Consider the following 14,149-nt stretch of genomic DNA (forward strand, 5'->3'; position numbering starts at 1 on the left):
CCAATTCCTATTAAATATTATTTATTTTCTTTAACGATTTATTAGATAGTTTATAGAATAAGCTTGCGTTTTTATATTTGAAATGTTTTTCATAATATCCTGCTAACATCTCTGAATATTCAGCAATATACTTGTAGTTATTATGACTCTCAAAATACGGTATTACTTTTTCCTTTAAGAAAAACTCCATTTCACTACTTTCCTCATTTGCATTACTCATGAGATGTTGATAAGTCTTAAAATGATAGTAGTATTCCATAGAGTCCATTGAATCAGGTATTTTGTTCAAGCCAACTTCTACCCATCGCAAACCATTTGAATAGTCACTTTTGTTAAAGTATTCCATAATAATACAATGAATAGATGGAAAGGTTTTTTTATAGTTATGCTGCTCATGAAATAAAATACTTTTCTCATAATGTTTAATCGCAAGTTCAGATTTTCCTTCTATGGTATAAAGGTATCCAAGATTATGGTGTATGAAACCTTTAAAACTAGAATTATTCAAGGTGGTGGCTATTTTGTCAGCAAGGAGATAACTCTCCTCGGCTTTTTTTAAATCGTTTGTTCGTCTATAAGAGATACCTAACAATATTTGACATTCTGCACTTCGATTAAAATTATATTGTGCTTGATAAATAGCTAATGCTTGATTTGTATAATTTAAACATAGGGTAACCTTCCAAAGTCGACTACTTGTTAACCCAAGTGAATAATACAAATCAGCTTCTTCCCATTTCTCAAAAACATTTCTAAGCAAGATACCCTCTGCTTTTTTATAACTATCATAAGCGTAACTATATTGTTCCTGCATATATTCATGAAGGCCAATAAATTTATGATAGTAATAATTTAAATCGTCTGTGAAAATATCTGATATTTGAGTTATCTTTTCTAATGTTTTCTTAGCTGCCTCTTTTTCACCGATATGTAAAAAATATCGGAATTCAAAAAGGATAAAGTGTATAAGAGTTGTGGAATCATTTGAGCTAATAACTTTGTCTTTTAAAATGGGATATGTGGACTTTACAGCTTCAATTTCACCGTGAACAAGACGTTTATACCAAACCATCAACTCCTCTAAAAGGGTGGGTTCTTCCTCGTCTAGAAAACGAATTCCTAGCCTCTCACACAGCATATCGACAACCTCAAGACTTGGTAGGCTCTGGTTGTTTTCAATTTTGGATAAGTAAGAGATAGAAATGATTCCATTTGCTAGCTCATCCTGCGTTTTTCCTTGTTGTATTCGAAAGAATCGAATGCGATCTCCTATTTTCATCATGTCCCCCCACCTGCGTCAATTTTACTACAATGTATAAATTCTTTAAATATTGCGATTTTCCTGCTAAAGGGCATGTTGGGAAAGTTACTGCAAATTTTAGTGAATAATCCGCATTTTTTAGTACCAACTTTCCCAACATAACAGAAAAAAGATAGCTCTAATTAATAATAGAGCTATCTTAAATATTTCTTTAGTAAAACTTGTGAAAATGAACCTTGTTATTGTCCAATTATAGAAAAAAATATAATTCATGACTATCGACTTATATTACTTCCAAATATGTTCCAATTTATCAGAATAAAACATCAAAGATCTGTTATATCTTTCGATCCCTTTATCGCTCGATGTTTCTGCTAAGAGTCGAACCATGATACCAAAAGCTTGTTCATATTCTTTAAGGTTATAAAGTGTTAAGGCAAAGAATGACTGGAATTCTAATGCATTTGGATATTCCCTTATTGCTCTTTCTAGAATATCTTTTGACCTTTCATACTCACCAAGAGTACGGTATGTACTCCCTAAGCCTAAAAGAGCCCCCTATTTTCCTCAGTGTGTAATCCAAGCTGTAAAGCTGCTTCGTAATAGGGTACTGCCTCTCGTTCGAATCCTAACCTGTCATGTGCACAAGCACAATGATATTGGTAGCTTGCATTATCAGGAGCTTCACAGACTAGTTCTTTAAAAAGCTCCATGGATTGCGTTAATTCACCTAGCTCCTTTAATTTTTGGGCTTCTTCGAATTTATCCATGATTACTACTCACCAATCAACGACTTTATTTTAGGGAAGACTTTAATAGCTGTTTCGTAAAAAACATCCTGATGATATTCCTTTGGAATAATGTCTTGAATGAATTGGATATATGGTTTAATAGGTGTTAATGGCCAATCCGTACCAAATAAAAATTTCTCATAATTGTTCGTAAAAGTTAAGGCGTGTAATAAGTGATCAAAAAATCTTGTGTCCTGCAGCTTTTTTATATCACCATTTGCTCCTACAACAAGTCCAGAGAGGTCGGCATAAACGTTCGAATTTTTATAGACCACCTCAGCCCCATCTAACACCCAAGGATCTCCAAAATGAGCCATCATTATGGTCATGTCTCGATGCTTTACAGCGACCTCATCAATGGCAAGAGGGTGCGAAAAACGTAGTCTACCTCGTTCAGAATACGTATCACCTGTATGATAAACAACTGGCACTTGATACTCTTTCGCAATTCTATAAACAGGCTCATATACTTCATCGTACGCATAATACGGGTAATAACCCAAGTAGATTTTTATCCCTACACAATCAGGCTTTTGAACATCTAACTCTAATTGCTTTAAAGCGAATTCATCTAGTTTAAATGGATTAATCCCTGCACAATATACAACATTAGTAGGTAATTGTTCGGATAAATCAATCCCCATAGGAGAGGGAGAAGCGGAGTCAGGGAACCCTTCTCCATCTGTCTCCGTAACCCCCATGGCAATTCCAAGAACAACATTATTATCGTTGAATTCGTTTTGTAAGCCCTCGTATGAATAGTCAACCTTCGAGATGGAATGGGCTGTTTCATGAAAGCTTTTTATGTTTGAGTAATGAATATGCGCATCAATAATTTTCATGTTTATCCCTCGTTTAATGTCATACTTTGAAGCTGTTTTACTTCATCATCTGTAAAGATTCGGTCGGTAGCAATCATAAACATAGGGGAAGAAAGGAATTCCGCTCCATTCGGTAAGTGAATATCTCTCCATATCGCAAGGGATAGAATTTCCTTATTCATGTAAGCTTCAATATCGCTCGCTGACTTTTCTGCAATAACTTGAAGCACATCTTCCTCCTCAGTTGAACCAATTAAGACATGTTCTTCTAAACTAGTCATAAACTCTGTTCTTCCTGCCATATACTTCGTCTCTTGATTTTTACTCTTTATGAAACCCTGCTCCAGGCTAGAGCCAGGATTGAAAGCACATTCAGAGAACCATTTTTGGAAATGAAGATACGTCCCAGTGTTTTGCGAAAATTTCGTAACATACGCAACAATTGGAATTCCTGGCAGCATGACATAAAATTGCTCAATACCTAGTCCTCGGTACTTTTCATTCTCTTCAAGGATGGTCGAAATTTTTAATCCTTTCCATACATGCCCAAACTGATCAATTAGTCCTGCTTCCCCTACCCTTGTTTTCTCTTTGGTAAAGGATTTATGATTTATTCCATGGAAGCCTGATCGAATTCCCCCGCTCCATGGATTCCACCAAGCCTTTGGCTTTAGTTTAGGAAATGTTGTATCTAGCCATTCTTTTCCATTAGCTTTGAGTGAATAAATAGCAGGGAAAAATTCCTCAGAAGCTTCGATTGACATCAATCCATTGGAAGCGATCCATACATTTTTATCCTGTTTTCTCTCTTGTTGAATGGCAACCTCACCATGAGTTGGATTCAACAAAAGAACACGTTTCTTTCGTATCACACCATTTAATTCCACATCAACATCCACATTAAACATGGATTGATCAAGAGACTTAATGGTTGTTGTAGCGTCACGTTTTTCATCTTGAACTGAAAAAGATTGAGAAGATTCAGCTCTTCCTTCTTTGGAAAATTGCACGGACCCTTGGAAAAAGCTTGCCTTCTTATCATCAAGACGCAGCTCATATTCTTCTTCATTTTGCTTAGAAATCGAGATTGAGAGATCTTCAACCACATCATTGTGTTTACTGCTTGATTTAATTGCAAATTCTCTAAAGTCCTCATAGCTTTGATACGCACCAAATGAAAAGAAAACAGGTTTTGTTTCAACTTCTGTGTTGGCAGATATCTTGCCTAGATGATGTTCTACATACATATACCAACTCTCAAAGTTCACCTTTACATCCTTTGGCCAGCATACTCCATGGGCATATGGTTGATAACGTGAAAATAGCCAATTTTCTGTAATGTTTTGACTATTCCACAAACCATAATCTACACTTGCCTGTTCATTCACTTCCACTAGTTTTTGATTCATCACAAAAACAGGTTTATATAATTCATGATAAATTGGTTGGTAGACCCAAACCGGTTCAGGTGACGAATCCTTATTATTATTCCGCACAATATAAGATTGCTCTAACAATCCTTCTGCATAAAGCTTAGATACACTTACTAGCTCTGTTCCTGGAAAATCGACAGATACATAAGTTGCATAAAGAGCCATCGCTCCATCTTGTTCCGTATACTCAATCTTGGATGGTTTTCTTTTAGAAAATTCACTCGAGTAAGGCTTCCCTAGCTTGGGGAACAAACCAATCGTTTTTTGTGTTCCTTTTGTTAATCTACCAGGAAGTAGGTCATTATCAAATTTGTCTAGATACATATGATAAAGGCCATTATAAATGTGCCAATATTTATCACATTCTCCGCTGAACTTTGCTCCTAAGCCTTTAAAACCAATTCCTATCTGTTTTGTGAACGTATGGCAGGTTCCACTCTCCGTTACCGCTTGAACCTTTAGGACTGGGGAATAAAAGCCATACTTAACAAGCTTATGAGGAACTGGTATAGATTCCTTTCCTTTTGAATCCAGTGTAACTTCAAACGTTGACTTCGCTAAACGTAAAAGTTGATCTTCTGGAAAATGTAATGTAAAGGTTGTCTTTTCCTTAAAATTGTTCTCTAGATCAACGTAAAAAATAGATTCTTCGCCAAGATAACCTTGAGCAATCGGGACAACTCCTGTAATGTTAGCCGGTAGCTTTGGTAAAACTCCAACTGAGAATTTCGCCTTTTTCCCGTTTATCAAGACATTCGTTACAACGGAAGGATGTGTTCTCCAATTACTCTGTTCTTCTTGAAGCTGCTCTAATGTAAAGGTGGACTCTACAGTGAGCTCATCTTCTACTGTTACAACATTTTGATATTCGTAGGAAACAATTTGGTGATTCTCTCCACACAACTCTACCTTAAGTGGTAGACCCGATTTATTTTTAATAAAATATCGGACTTGATAATCGTTATTACAAACGAGTTTAAAATCCTCAACCGACGCAGATACAAGATAATCGTCTGTTTCGACAAGTCGTAACCCTCTACCTGTTCTTTCAAACTCCATTCTTAATGACCGATTGTCTTTTTCCCATTTGTATTCAAAGTACGTAAACTCCTTATCCTTATAACCATCAGGCGTTACTTCTATTACTCTTGTACTTGCATCATACCAATCTACTTCATTAAAAAACTCACGTACTGCTTCTGTATTTAATACGGTAGGCATGAAGTTCATTAAGTGAGTGGTATCATCACGGTCTTCCCAGAAAAAACCACATTTTTTATAGAGTGGTACAGCTTTTGTATTTCCCGGCCATGTATATAAATCTAATCTCGGCCAATCAAGCTCTACTGAACGCTCTAATGCTTTAAGTACGAGCTGTTTTCCGATCTTTTTACCATGATAGTCTGACCGAACATTCAATAATGGAATATATAGAGCACCCTCATCCTCACGGTACTCACATAATCCGCAGTACCCAACTACCTCATTTCCGTCCATTGCCAAATAAAGATTTATATTTCCAGAGTTGGCTTCTTGTACACGTACCTTTTCTTCCGTCGTGACATGTGCATCCCCGCCCCATCCGTCACGGCTTAAATTCCACATTTTCGCAACTTCGGCAGCTAGTCCTTCATGATATTCTATAATCTTTATTTGATTTTTTGTCTGTACCATTAAAAATCCTCCGTCTCTCGTTCTTCTTTTCTATGTCTCAATAATCCTATTCCCATCAAATCCTCTTGGCCAATTATTCACTTTACTCATACTACTCTCCTCCTTTTTTATATGACTCCTTCTAGTAGTCCATGACCAAAACAAAAAAGGCTTCCTCAGCCATTTTCTACTAGAAAAATATGGTTAAATAACCATAACTCTACTATATCTGACTTTTACTTGATATGTAAAGGAATTTTCAGAATTTATAAAACACCATGATTCTTTGGTTTATTAAAGTATTCTGAACGAAAAAAAAGCCCACTCTTATGTGGGCTACAATAATTTTTCTATATCGTTTTTTAAAGAAAGTGGGCTTGTGGTTGGTGCATATCGACCAACAACTTCCCCTTGTTTATCAATTAAGAACTTTGTAAAGTTCCATTTAATCGTTTTCGAGCCAAGAAAACCTTTTTCATGCTCGGTTAAATAGTTGAACAACGGATGAGCTTGATTACCGTTCACATCTACTTTTTCAAACATTGGGAATGATACTCCATAGTTTAATTGGCAGAACTCTTGAATATCTTGGTTGGTTCCAGGTTCTTGATTCATAAATTGGTTGGTAGGAAAACCAAGTACAGTAAAACCCTTGTCCTTATACAATTCATACAGTTCCTGCAATTCGTTGTATTGCGGGGTAAAACCGCATTTACTTGCCGTATTCACAATCAGTAATACTCGATCTTCATATTGATCTAATGATTGTTCCACTCCCTGTATAGTCGTAGCAGAAAATTGGTATATAGACATTCACTCTTCCCCCTTTATCTTCAACTTTTGGTGAATATCCCCATCTACTTCTTATTTGGTCGTTTAAAAGCACCATGAGTACCTTTTTTAGAGGAATTTTTCTTTTTGCTACCAGTAGTAGGACTCTTTGGATTAGAACGAACTTGTTTATCTTCTGTCCACTGCCCCTTAAACAATGTCACTTGTTGCATCGTGATTCCCAGTTTTCGCTCAAACTGTTTAAGCTGCTTTTCCTCTCCTGAAGTGACAATTGAAACAACTGTTCCACTTGCTCCCATTCTTCCCGTTCTACCTGAGCGATGAACAAAAGACTCAATGGCTTCTGGTAAGTCTAAGTGTATGACGTGCGTAATCCCTTCAATATCCAACCCTCTTGCCGCAACATCAGTTGCGAGTAATAATTGAAACTTACCAGCTCTAAATTTCTTTAATGTAGCTTCTCTTTCTGCTTGTGTAGACTGACTATATAGAATTCCTACACTAATTTTCTTGTAAGCCATTTTGGCAGCAAGCCCCTCAAGATGAAAGGCATCATTAATAAATGCAATAGCCTTCATACCAGGTTCAGTATGTAAGATTCTTCTTAAATAATCAATTTTATCTCTTCGTTCACATACAACATAAAGGTGGGCTACCTTTTCCTTTAATTCAACCGATGATTCTACTTTAATATTTGTTGGCTGATTCATCCGTTTTTCTAACATTTCAACGGTCTGATCTGGAACGGTAGCTGAAAACGCAACCAATTGTCTGTCCCTAAGGGTAGCTTGAATGATCCGGTCAACTTCTTTTGTCATCCCTGAACTAATGGTTTGATCCGCTTCATCCAATACAATGGTTTTGATTTCATGCATTTTTAATTTTTTCATTTCAATTAATTCCACAAGTCGATGTGGTGTTCCAATGACGATTTGCGGATGCTTTTTAAATTTTTCAATTTGTCTCTTTAGATCAGCACCACCTATAAAGGTCGCCGAAGAGAACCCACTTCCCTGTAAAAACCGAGTCGCCTCATCATGAATTTGCATGACAAGCTCCTTTGTAGGGGAAACAATGATTGCTTGGGGATGTTTTGCTTCCTTATCAAGCTCCTGCATGATAGGAAGAAGATAACCTAATGTTTTACCTGTTCCAGGAGGCGATTCCACGATCACATCTTTCTTTTGGAGCATGAGTGGAATCGATTTTTGCTGTACATCTGTAAATGTACTAAATCCTGCTATTTTCCATGCCTCAATGATATATTCCCTGAATTGTTCAATCGTTAATTCCATATCCAATCTCCTTGTCATTAATACCCATGCTCCCTTAGGCTATGAAGGGTGTTTAACATGAATGTTAGCATTTCAACTAAGTCATCAATATCTTCTTCCATAATAATACGGTCAAAATGAACAGTTGCATGTAATCGTACGTTTTCTTCAAGTGGATAGGGAATCCGGATTTCTAGCGAGATATTCCGCCCCTTCCAATGGTTGGAGATGATTTCTTCGATTCCCTTCCATTCTTGTTCATTCATTGTTACTAGTATGGAGAATTCAATACTTGTTAAACATCCTTGTTCGGATTTATCATACGGTCTCAGTATTTCATTCGATAATTGACGGACATCAGATGATAGCTGCCACTTACAATAAGATGAAGGATGATCATATATTGCAAAGGAAATGGAATAGTGTCTAGACATTTCAGCAAGATTTACGAAATCTTTCCGATCAATTACGTTTAATACTCCATCTAAATCTTTATCGTAAACAGCACCCTCCATGACAACTTTGACATTATCAAAAATAGTAGGGTCAAACATTCACGAACACTCCTTAAAATAAACCGACAATTTTTCCGTCTTGATTTACATCCATTTTTAATGCGGCTGGTTCTTTTGGTAATCCAGGCATTGTCATCACAGTGCCAGTAAGAGCTACGATAAACCCAGCACCAACAGATGCCTTTAGCTCACGAATCGTAATAGAGAAGTTTTCTGGTCTTCCAAGCTTGACTGGATCATCTGACAAGGAGTATTGAGTTTTTGCCATACATATTGGTAAATGACCCCAACCTTCTTTTTCAAATTGAACCATTTGCTTCCTTGCAGATGGACTGAACTCGACAGATGTAGCACCGTACACTTTCTTGGCGATCGTGTTAATCTTACTTTCAATGGAGTCGTTCACATCGTATAAATAATTAAAATGATTTGAATCATTTTCGATGGCAGATAACACTTGTTCTCCAAGCTCTACTCCACCTTCTCCTCCTTTTTCCCAAACCTCTGTTAAAGCAACCCTAACATTGTTTTCATTACACCAATTTAATAGCCAATTGATCTCAGCTTCTGTATCGGTAATGAATCGATTAATGGCGACTACAAACGGAAGTCCAAAAGCTTGTATCGTTTCAATATGTTTCTTTAGATTTTGGATACCAAGTTGTAATGCCTCTACGTTTTCAGTTTTTAATTCGGTTTTTACTTGTCCACCGTGCATTTTAAGCGCACGAATAGTAGCCACGATGACAACAGCACTAGGCTTAAAATTTGCCGCACGACATTTTATATGTAAAAATTTTTCTGCTCCGAGATCTGCACCAAATCCAGCTTCTGTAATAACAAAATCTCCTAGCTTGGATGCAAGCTTCGTCGCAATGACACTATTACAACCATGAGCAATATTTGCAAAAGGACCGCCATGAATAAGAGCTGGGGTATTTTCAAGCGTTTGGACGAGGTTGGGCTTAATCGCATCCTTTAAGAGCATTGTTAGTGCTCCTGCTACTCCAAGGTCAGAAACGGTGATTGGCTTTTTCTCAAAGCTGTATCCAATCACCATTCTTCCTAAACGTTGTTTTAAATCCTCAAGATCTGTGGCAAGACATAAAACAGCCATGATCTCAGAAGCAACCGTAATATCAAAGCCATCCTCTCTTGGAACTCCTTGCAACGGTCCACCTAATCCAACAATAACCTGTCTTAATGCACGATCATTTAAATCAACTACTCGCTTCCATGTAATTCTTCTTTGGTCAATGTTTAACGTATTGCCTTGATGGATGTGATTATCAATAAACGCCGACAGTGCATTATTGGCAGTTGTAATAGCGTGAATATCACCGGTAAAATGTAGGTTGATATCCTCCATCGGGATTACCTGAGAGTATCCTCCACCTGTTGCGCCACCTTTAATACCCATCGTTGGTCCAAGTGATGGCTCTCTCATTGCTATAACTGCCCTTTTTCCAAGTTTATTTAATGCTTGTCCAAGCCCTACTGTTACAGTAGATTTACCTTCACCAGCAGGGGTTGGGTTAATGGCTGTCACTAAAACGAGATTTCCCTCTTTATTTGCTGCTAGTCTATCCATGATTTGCAAGGAAAGCTTTCCTTTGTAATGTCCATAAGGCTCTAGCTCCTCTTGCATAACACCGATGTTTCCAGCTATGTCATAAATCTTGTGTAAATTTGCCTCTTGCGCAATTTCAATATCTGATGGAACAGGTTTTTTCATCGTTTTTCTCCTCACTTTTACTAAGTTTATATTGTGAATCTTTAGCAACAGCTTCTATAATACAAGCAAGAGCTTGTATTATTTACCAACATGACTGATTTGTAAATGAATTTAAGAAAATTTTATCCATTTCTTAATATTTTCGCAATGTCCTTTCATATTCTCCTTACAATCATATGTTAACTTATGAGGTATCGTGGATATGCCGGTTTGCAGGTTCAAACTTTTTGTTAGGAGTGAACGAAGTGAGTAATCGTCCTAAAATCTTAATTCTCACCGCAAGTTATGGAAATGGTCATATGCAAGTTGCAAAAACATTACAAAACATATGCTTTGAAAAGGGAATACGAGATGTCACCATCTGTGATTTCTTTGCAGAAACATATCCAATCATGACTGACATTACCCAGTATCTATATTTAAAGTGTTTTACGATTGGTCCCCAATTTTACCGTATGTTTTATTACGGTGTTGAAAGATTCCATAATAAGAAAGTATCTAGCTGGTATAAGAATTTTGGGATGAGGCGATTAACGCACATTATTGGGCGAGAGCAGCCTAATATTATTATTAATACTTTTCCCATTAACGTCGTCCCCGAATTTAGGAACAACACCGGCATTGTAATTCCCACCTTTAATGTTCTGACTGATTTTTGTTTGCACCGTATTTGGATACATCATGCAATTGATAAGTATTACGTCTCTAACGAAGATCTAAAACGAAAAATGGTTAGATTCGGAGTTCCTTCCTTTAAAGTTTTCGTTAGTGGAATCCCGATCAGATCAACGTTTGAGAAACAATTAAAGCCTTCAGTTTTATATAAAAAATATGGACTTGATCCATCTAAAAAGGTAGTCCTATTGATGGCTGGAGCTCATGGCGTATTAAAAAACACAAAAGAGCTTTGTAAAGGTCTACTATCAGATCCAACTACACAAGTCTTAGTGATTTGTGGCAAAAATGAATCTCTTAAAGAAGATTTAGAAGAGATCAAGCCACATTTTTCAGGTAGACTTCATATATTTGGTTATGTTGAACGAGTTGATGAAATGTTTAGGATGGCAACTTGTATGATAACGAAGCCTGGCGGTATTACGTTAAGTGAGGCTGCGGCTATGGGCTTACCAGTTATCTTATATAGGCCTGTTCCTGGTCAGGAAAAAGAAAACGCCCTATATTTTCAAAAAAAAGGTGCTGCTATTATCGTAAATCGACAAGAAGAAGTAATTGATGAAACTAGAAAACTTCTAACGAATGATCAAAAGCTCTTATATATGAAAAGCCAAATGAAACAAATTCATAAAGAGAACGCTGCTCAATCAATCATTGATGACATCTTACTAGAAAGTAAAATGTTTACTCGAAACGAGCTTCTTCAGTCAATTTATTCATAGTTTGATGACATTGTCCCTTTCATCCTATCATACGGGAGGCCGAAAATGGATACAAGTACACACATAACCATGGGGGTTGGCCTAGCAGCTCTTTCCTACCTAGACCCCGCTGTCTCAAGTAACCCAGAACTTGCAAATGCAGTCTTAATTGGAGCTGTAGTTGGATCAAATGCCCCTGATTTTGATTTCGTTTATAAGTTAAAAGGGAATAGTGCATACTACCGAAATCACCGGGGCTTATCACACACCTTGCCGGCATTACCTTTATGGGCGATTGCTATTTCAAGTATAGTCTGGCTATTCTTTATTGATATAAGTTTTTTTCATCTATTTGCTTGGACAATGCTAAGTGTCATCCTTCATGTGCTTTTCGATGTATTTAATGTTTATGGAACGCAAGCAGCAAGACCATGGAATCGAAAATGGTTAGCTTTAAATTGCATTCCTTTATTTGATCCGTTCATTATGATCATACATATCGCAGGCTTCGTCTTGTGGTTGAATGGTTTAAACCCTGGCCTCACCTTCTTAACAATATACATTGTCTTGTTTATCTATCTGTTAGAGAGATATTTAAGTATGAAACGAACGATCAAATTCTTACAATCCCACTGCAGGATTGATGGCCATTATACAGTGATCCCAACCAAATCATGGGTGAACTGGGATTTTATTATTAAAACCAATTCCAAAAGTTATGTGGGGACAATAAAAAACAAAGTAGTCTCAATCAAACATACATTTCACAATGAGATAACCAATCACCAACTGGTCCAAATCGCTCGGCAGGACAAAAAAGTACGCGATTTTCTATCTAGTACTAATTATGCGCATGTTTTGGTTATCAATCAACCAAATGGTTATGAAGTCCGCTGGTTCGATTTACGGTTTCGGTCAAGAAACCATTATCCATTTATGGCTTCGGTAAAATTAAACCAAAATCTAGAGATTTCAACCTCGTATATGGGATGGGTTCACCAACCCAATGAAGTCGGGAAAAAGTTATCTATATAAAAAAACGTTTAAAGGCTACGATCTCCTAAGTAGCCTATTTCCTACTTCTCCAAAGCTTCATTCTTCCTCATCATGAACACCCACATAAACGTTAACGCTTGTTTCATTTGATTAGGAAGACCTTCTAAGTGCCTTGTGGTCACATCTTTTTTATATACACCATGACCATCAATCACGGTCAACCCATTCTCAGTTGCAAGCTGCTCCAGTTCCCAAGGCATCATTGTATTACAAATGACCTCTTCTTCGTACAATCTTGGAAAACTATTCGCTCTTGGCATTGCCGTAGGACCTAGCAATCCAATACATAAGTAGCCTCCTAGTTTTACTACACGCTTTAACTCTAGTAGTGCTTTTAATGGGACTTCCGTCCATTCAAGAGAGTTTATTGCCATAATGGCATCAAATTCATGATTGGAAAAAGCTAGCTCCCTTACATCACCTTGGACAAAATTTAATTTATTCGTCTCACCACGGGTTTTTGCCTTCTCTATCATTTGACCTGATATATCTAGACCTGTTACATAATATCCATTTTGATTAAGCTTGTATGAGCCATATCCGTCTCCGCACCCAACATCTAATACTTTACATGGGGATTGAACATGTTTCTTAAAGAAAGGAAGGATTGTGCTTCTACTTCCTTCATCCCACATTTCCTGACTATTTTGGTTCCAATAGTCAGCACGATCATCCCATTTTTTTTGTGCTTCTTTATGCCATTCAAACATATATGTATACCTCCCTTTTCTCTTCCTCATCTATTATCTCATCTTATATTAGTATTCGGTAGTTCCTATTCATAATCTTGTCATTGCTGGTAAAGATATGGATAAGGGAGGATTGTTATGATGAGTGAAACATTTGTTGCCGTTCAAAAAAATAGTGACGGAGATATAATAGCATTTAAAACTTCCTCGGGGCGCATACTACCTTATGATGATGCCGTATGGGAAGTTCAATCAGGTTCCATTGATGGCGTTAATACGTTTGAGGGAAGAGACGGAGATACGTATATCCGAAGCAACCCTGACCATGACAAGTTAAACAATCTGGATCAATTACCAACTTTTTAGGAGGTGTTTCATATGACCAAGATACCTAACAAAGGGAGCGAAAATCAAAATTCGCCAAAGCGTGGCAATCATTTAGAAGAGTTTAGTGCTGAACAGATCCCTGGCGATAATAATAAAGGAAACAAGCGCAGTAAGGCAAAAAGTGATAAAACAAACCCAGAAGAATAAGTCTTAACGACCGAGTGATACTTGTAGTTCACTCGGTTTAGTTATTGTTTGTTATGTAGGTTTCAGTGTTGTTTGGAGAATTTCTAGACATTGGATTTTGCCATGATTTTAATGAAATTCTGGCTCTATTTTTATTTTTTTTAGAAGAAAAATAGCCATTTTTTAATGGAGAGGGAAAAATTGTGCTCATTTTTATGTCATTCTGGTATAAAAGATGAA

14 protein-coding genes are annotated in these 14,149 nt (G+C 36.9%); 4 read left to right on the top strand and 10 right to left on the bottom strand.

Going from position 1 to position 14,149, the window contains the following annotated elements; translation table 11 throughout:
* Positions 1-10: 10 nt before the first annotated feature.
* From ACFSCX_RS18025 to ACFSCX_RS18065, 9 genes are all read right to left on the bottom strand, one after another.
* On the bottom strand, positions 11-1,282 hold the full coding sequence (locus tag ACFSCX_RS18025; RefSeq protein ID WP_377929632.1) for a helix-turn-helix domain-containing protein: 1,272 nt from the start codon (positions 1,280-1,282) through the stop codon (positions 11-13).
* 267 nt (positions 1,283-1,549) lie between these two features.
* The gene (locus tag ACFSCX_RS18030; RefSeq protein WP_377929823.1) at positions 1,550-1,756 is read right to left on the bottom strand and encodes a hypothetical protein; all 207 of its coding nucleotides are present in this window, start codon (positions 1,754-1,756) and stop codon (positions 1,550-1,552) included.
* Positions 1,757-1,806: 50 nt separating this feature from the next.
* A complete protein-coding gene (locus tag ACFSCX_RS18035) occupies positions 1,807-2,031 on the bottom strand; it encodes a tetratricopeptide repeat protein (protein WP_377929633.1) in 225 nt (74 codons plus the stop codon).
* Positions 2,032-2,036: 5 nt separating this feature from the next.
* Complete coding sequence (locus ACFSCX_RS18040) at positions 2,037-2,894, bottom strand: amidohydrolase family protein (RefSeq protein WP_377929634.1); 858 nt, start codon at positions 2,892-2,894, stop codon at positions 2,037-2,039.
* A gap of 2 nt (positions 2,895-2,896) precedes the next feature.
* A complete protein-coding gene (locus ACFSCX_RS18045) occupies positions 2,897-5,980 on the bottom strand; it encodes a GNAT family N-acetyltransferase (RefSeq protein WP_377929635.1) in 3,084 nt (1,027 codons plus the stop codon).
* Positions 5,981-6,295: 315 nt separating this feature from the next.
* Positions 6,296-6,772, bottom strand: a complete 477-nt coding sequence (locus ACFSCX_RS18050; RefSeq protein ID WP_377929636.1) for a glutathione peroxidase — start codon at positions 6,770-6,772, stop codon at positions 6,296-6,298.
* Positions 6,773-6,816: 44 nt separating this feature from the next.
* Complete coding sequence (locus ACFSCX_RS18055; protein ID WP_377929637.1) at positions 6,817-8,046, bottom strand: DEAD/DEAH box helicase; 1,230 nt, start codon at positions 8,044-8,046, stop codon at positions 6,817-6,819.
* A gap of 17 nt (positions 8,047-8,063) precedes the next feature.
* Positions 8,064-8,579, bottom strand: a complete 516-nt coding sequence (locus ACFSCX_RS18060) for a hypothetical protein (protein ID WP_377929638.1) — start codon at positions 8,577-8,579, stop codon at positions 8,064-8,066.
* 13 nt (positions 8,580-8,592) lie between these two features.
* Positions 8,593-10,275, bottom strand: coding sequence for a formate--tetrahydrofolate ligase (locus ACFSCX_RS18065; RefSeq protein ID WP_377929639.1), 1,683 nt, complete (start codon positions 10,273-10,275; stop codon positions 8,593-8,595).
* 245 nt (positions 10,276-10,520) lie between these two features.
* On the opposite strand from ACFSCX_RS18065, the gene ACFSCX_RS18070 reads away from it, so the two are divergent.
* Together ACFSCX_RS18070 and ACFSCX_RS18075 are read left to right on the top strand one after the other, a co-directional pair.
* The gene (locus ACFSCX_RS18070; RefSeq protein WP_377929640.1) at positions 10,521-11,672 is read left to right on the top strand and encodes a diglucosyl diacylglycerol synthase; all 1,152 of its coding nucleotides are present in this window, start codon (positions 10,521-10,523) and stop codon (positions 11,670-11,672) included.
* Between the two features lie 45 nt (positions 11,673-11,717).
* The gene (locus ACFSCX_RS18075; protein WP_377929641.1) at positions 11,718-12,686 is read left to right on the top strand and encodes a metal-dependent hydrolase; all 969 of its coding nucleotides are present in this window, start codon (positions 11,718-11,720) and stop codon (positions 12,684-12,686) included.
* Positions 12,687-12,727: 41 nt separating this feature from the next.
* Here the strand turns inward: ACFSCX_RS18075 and ACFSCX_RS18080 are convergent, their stop codons facing one another.
* The gene (locus ACFSCX_RS18080; protein ID WP_377929642.1) at positions 12,728-13,417 is read right to left on the bottom strand and encodes a class I SAM-dependent methyltransferase; all 690 of its coding nucleotides are present in this window, start codon (positions 13,415-13,417) and stop codon (positions 12,728-12,730) included.
* A gap of 120 nt (positions 13,418-13,537) precedes the next feature.
* On the opposite strand from ACFSCX_RS18080, the gene ACFSCX_RS18085 reads away from it, so the two are divergent.
* Both ACFSCX_RS18085 and ACFSCX_RS18090 read left to right on the top strand, forming a co-directional pair.
* On the top strand, positions 13,538-13,762 hold the full coding sequence (locus ACFSCX_RS18085) for a DUF3892 domain-containing protein (protein ID WP_377929643.1): 225 nt from the start codon (positions 13,538-13,540) through the stop codon (positions 13,760-13,762).
* 12 nt (positions 13,763-13,774) lie between these two features.
* Positions 13,775-13,930: a hypothetical protein gene (locus ACFSCX_RS18090; protein WP_377929644.1), complete on the top strand. Its 156-nt coding sequence runs from the start codon at positions 13,775-13,777 to the stop codon at positions 13,928-13,930.
* Positions 13,931-14,149 lie beyond the last annotated feature (219 nt).

The organism is Bacillus salitolerans (genome assembly GCF_042680805.1).
Lineage (GTDB): Bacteria > Bacillota > Bacilli > Bacillales > SA4 > Bacillus_CJ > Bacillus_CJ salitolerans.

Coding starts and splice junctions, on each gene's coding strand:
- ACFSCX_RS18025 (WP_377929632.1), bottom strand. CDS start 1,282: ATGATGAAAATAGGAGATCGCATTCGATTCTTTCGAATACAACAAGGA.
- ACFSCX_RS18035 (WP_377929633.1), bottom strand. CDS start 2,031: ATGGATAAATTCGAAGAAGCCCAAAAATTAAAGGAGCTAGGTGAATTA.
- ACFSCX_RS18040 (WP_377929634.1), bottom strand. CDS start 2,894: ATGAAAATTATTGATGCGCATATTCATTACTCAAACATAAAAAGCTTT.
- ACFSCX_RS18045 (WP_377929635.1), bottom strand. CDS start 5,980: ATGGTACAGACAAAAAATCAAATAAAGATTATAGAATATCATGAAGGA.
- ACFSCX_RS18050 (WP_377929636.1), bottom strand. CDS start 6,772: ATGTCTATATACCAATTTTCTGCTACGACTATACAGGGAGTGGAACAA.
- ACFSCX_RS18055 (WP_377929637.1), bottom strand. CDS start 8,046: ATGGAATTAACGATTGAACAATTCAGGGAATATATCATTGAGGCATGG.
- ACFSCX_RS18060 (WP_377929638.1), bottom strand. CDS start 8,579: ATGTTTGACCCTACTATTTTTGATAATGTCAAAGTTGTCATGGAGGGT.
- ACFSCX_RS18065 (WP_377929639.1), bottom strand. CDS start 10,275: ATGAAAAAACCTGTTCCATCAGATATTGAAATTGCGCAAGAGGCAAAT.
- ACFSCX_RS18075 (WP_377929641.1), top strand. CDS start 11,718: ATGGATACAAGTACACACATAACCATGGGGGTTGGCCTAGCAGCTCTT.
- ACFSCX_RS18080 (WP_377929642.1), bottom strand. CDS start 13,417: ATGTTTGAATGGCATAAAGAAGCACAAAAAAAATGGGATGATCGTGCT.
- ACFSCX_RS18085 (WP_377929643.1), top strand. CDS start 13,538: ATGAGTGAAACATTTGTTGCCGTTCAAAAAAATAGTGACGGAGATATA.
- ACFSCX_RS18090 (WP_377929644.1), top strand. CDS start 13,775: ATGACCAAGATACCTAACAAAGGGAGCGAAAATCAAAATTCGCCAAAG.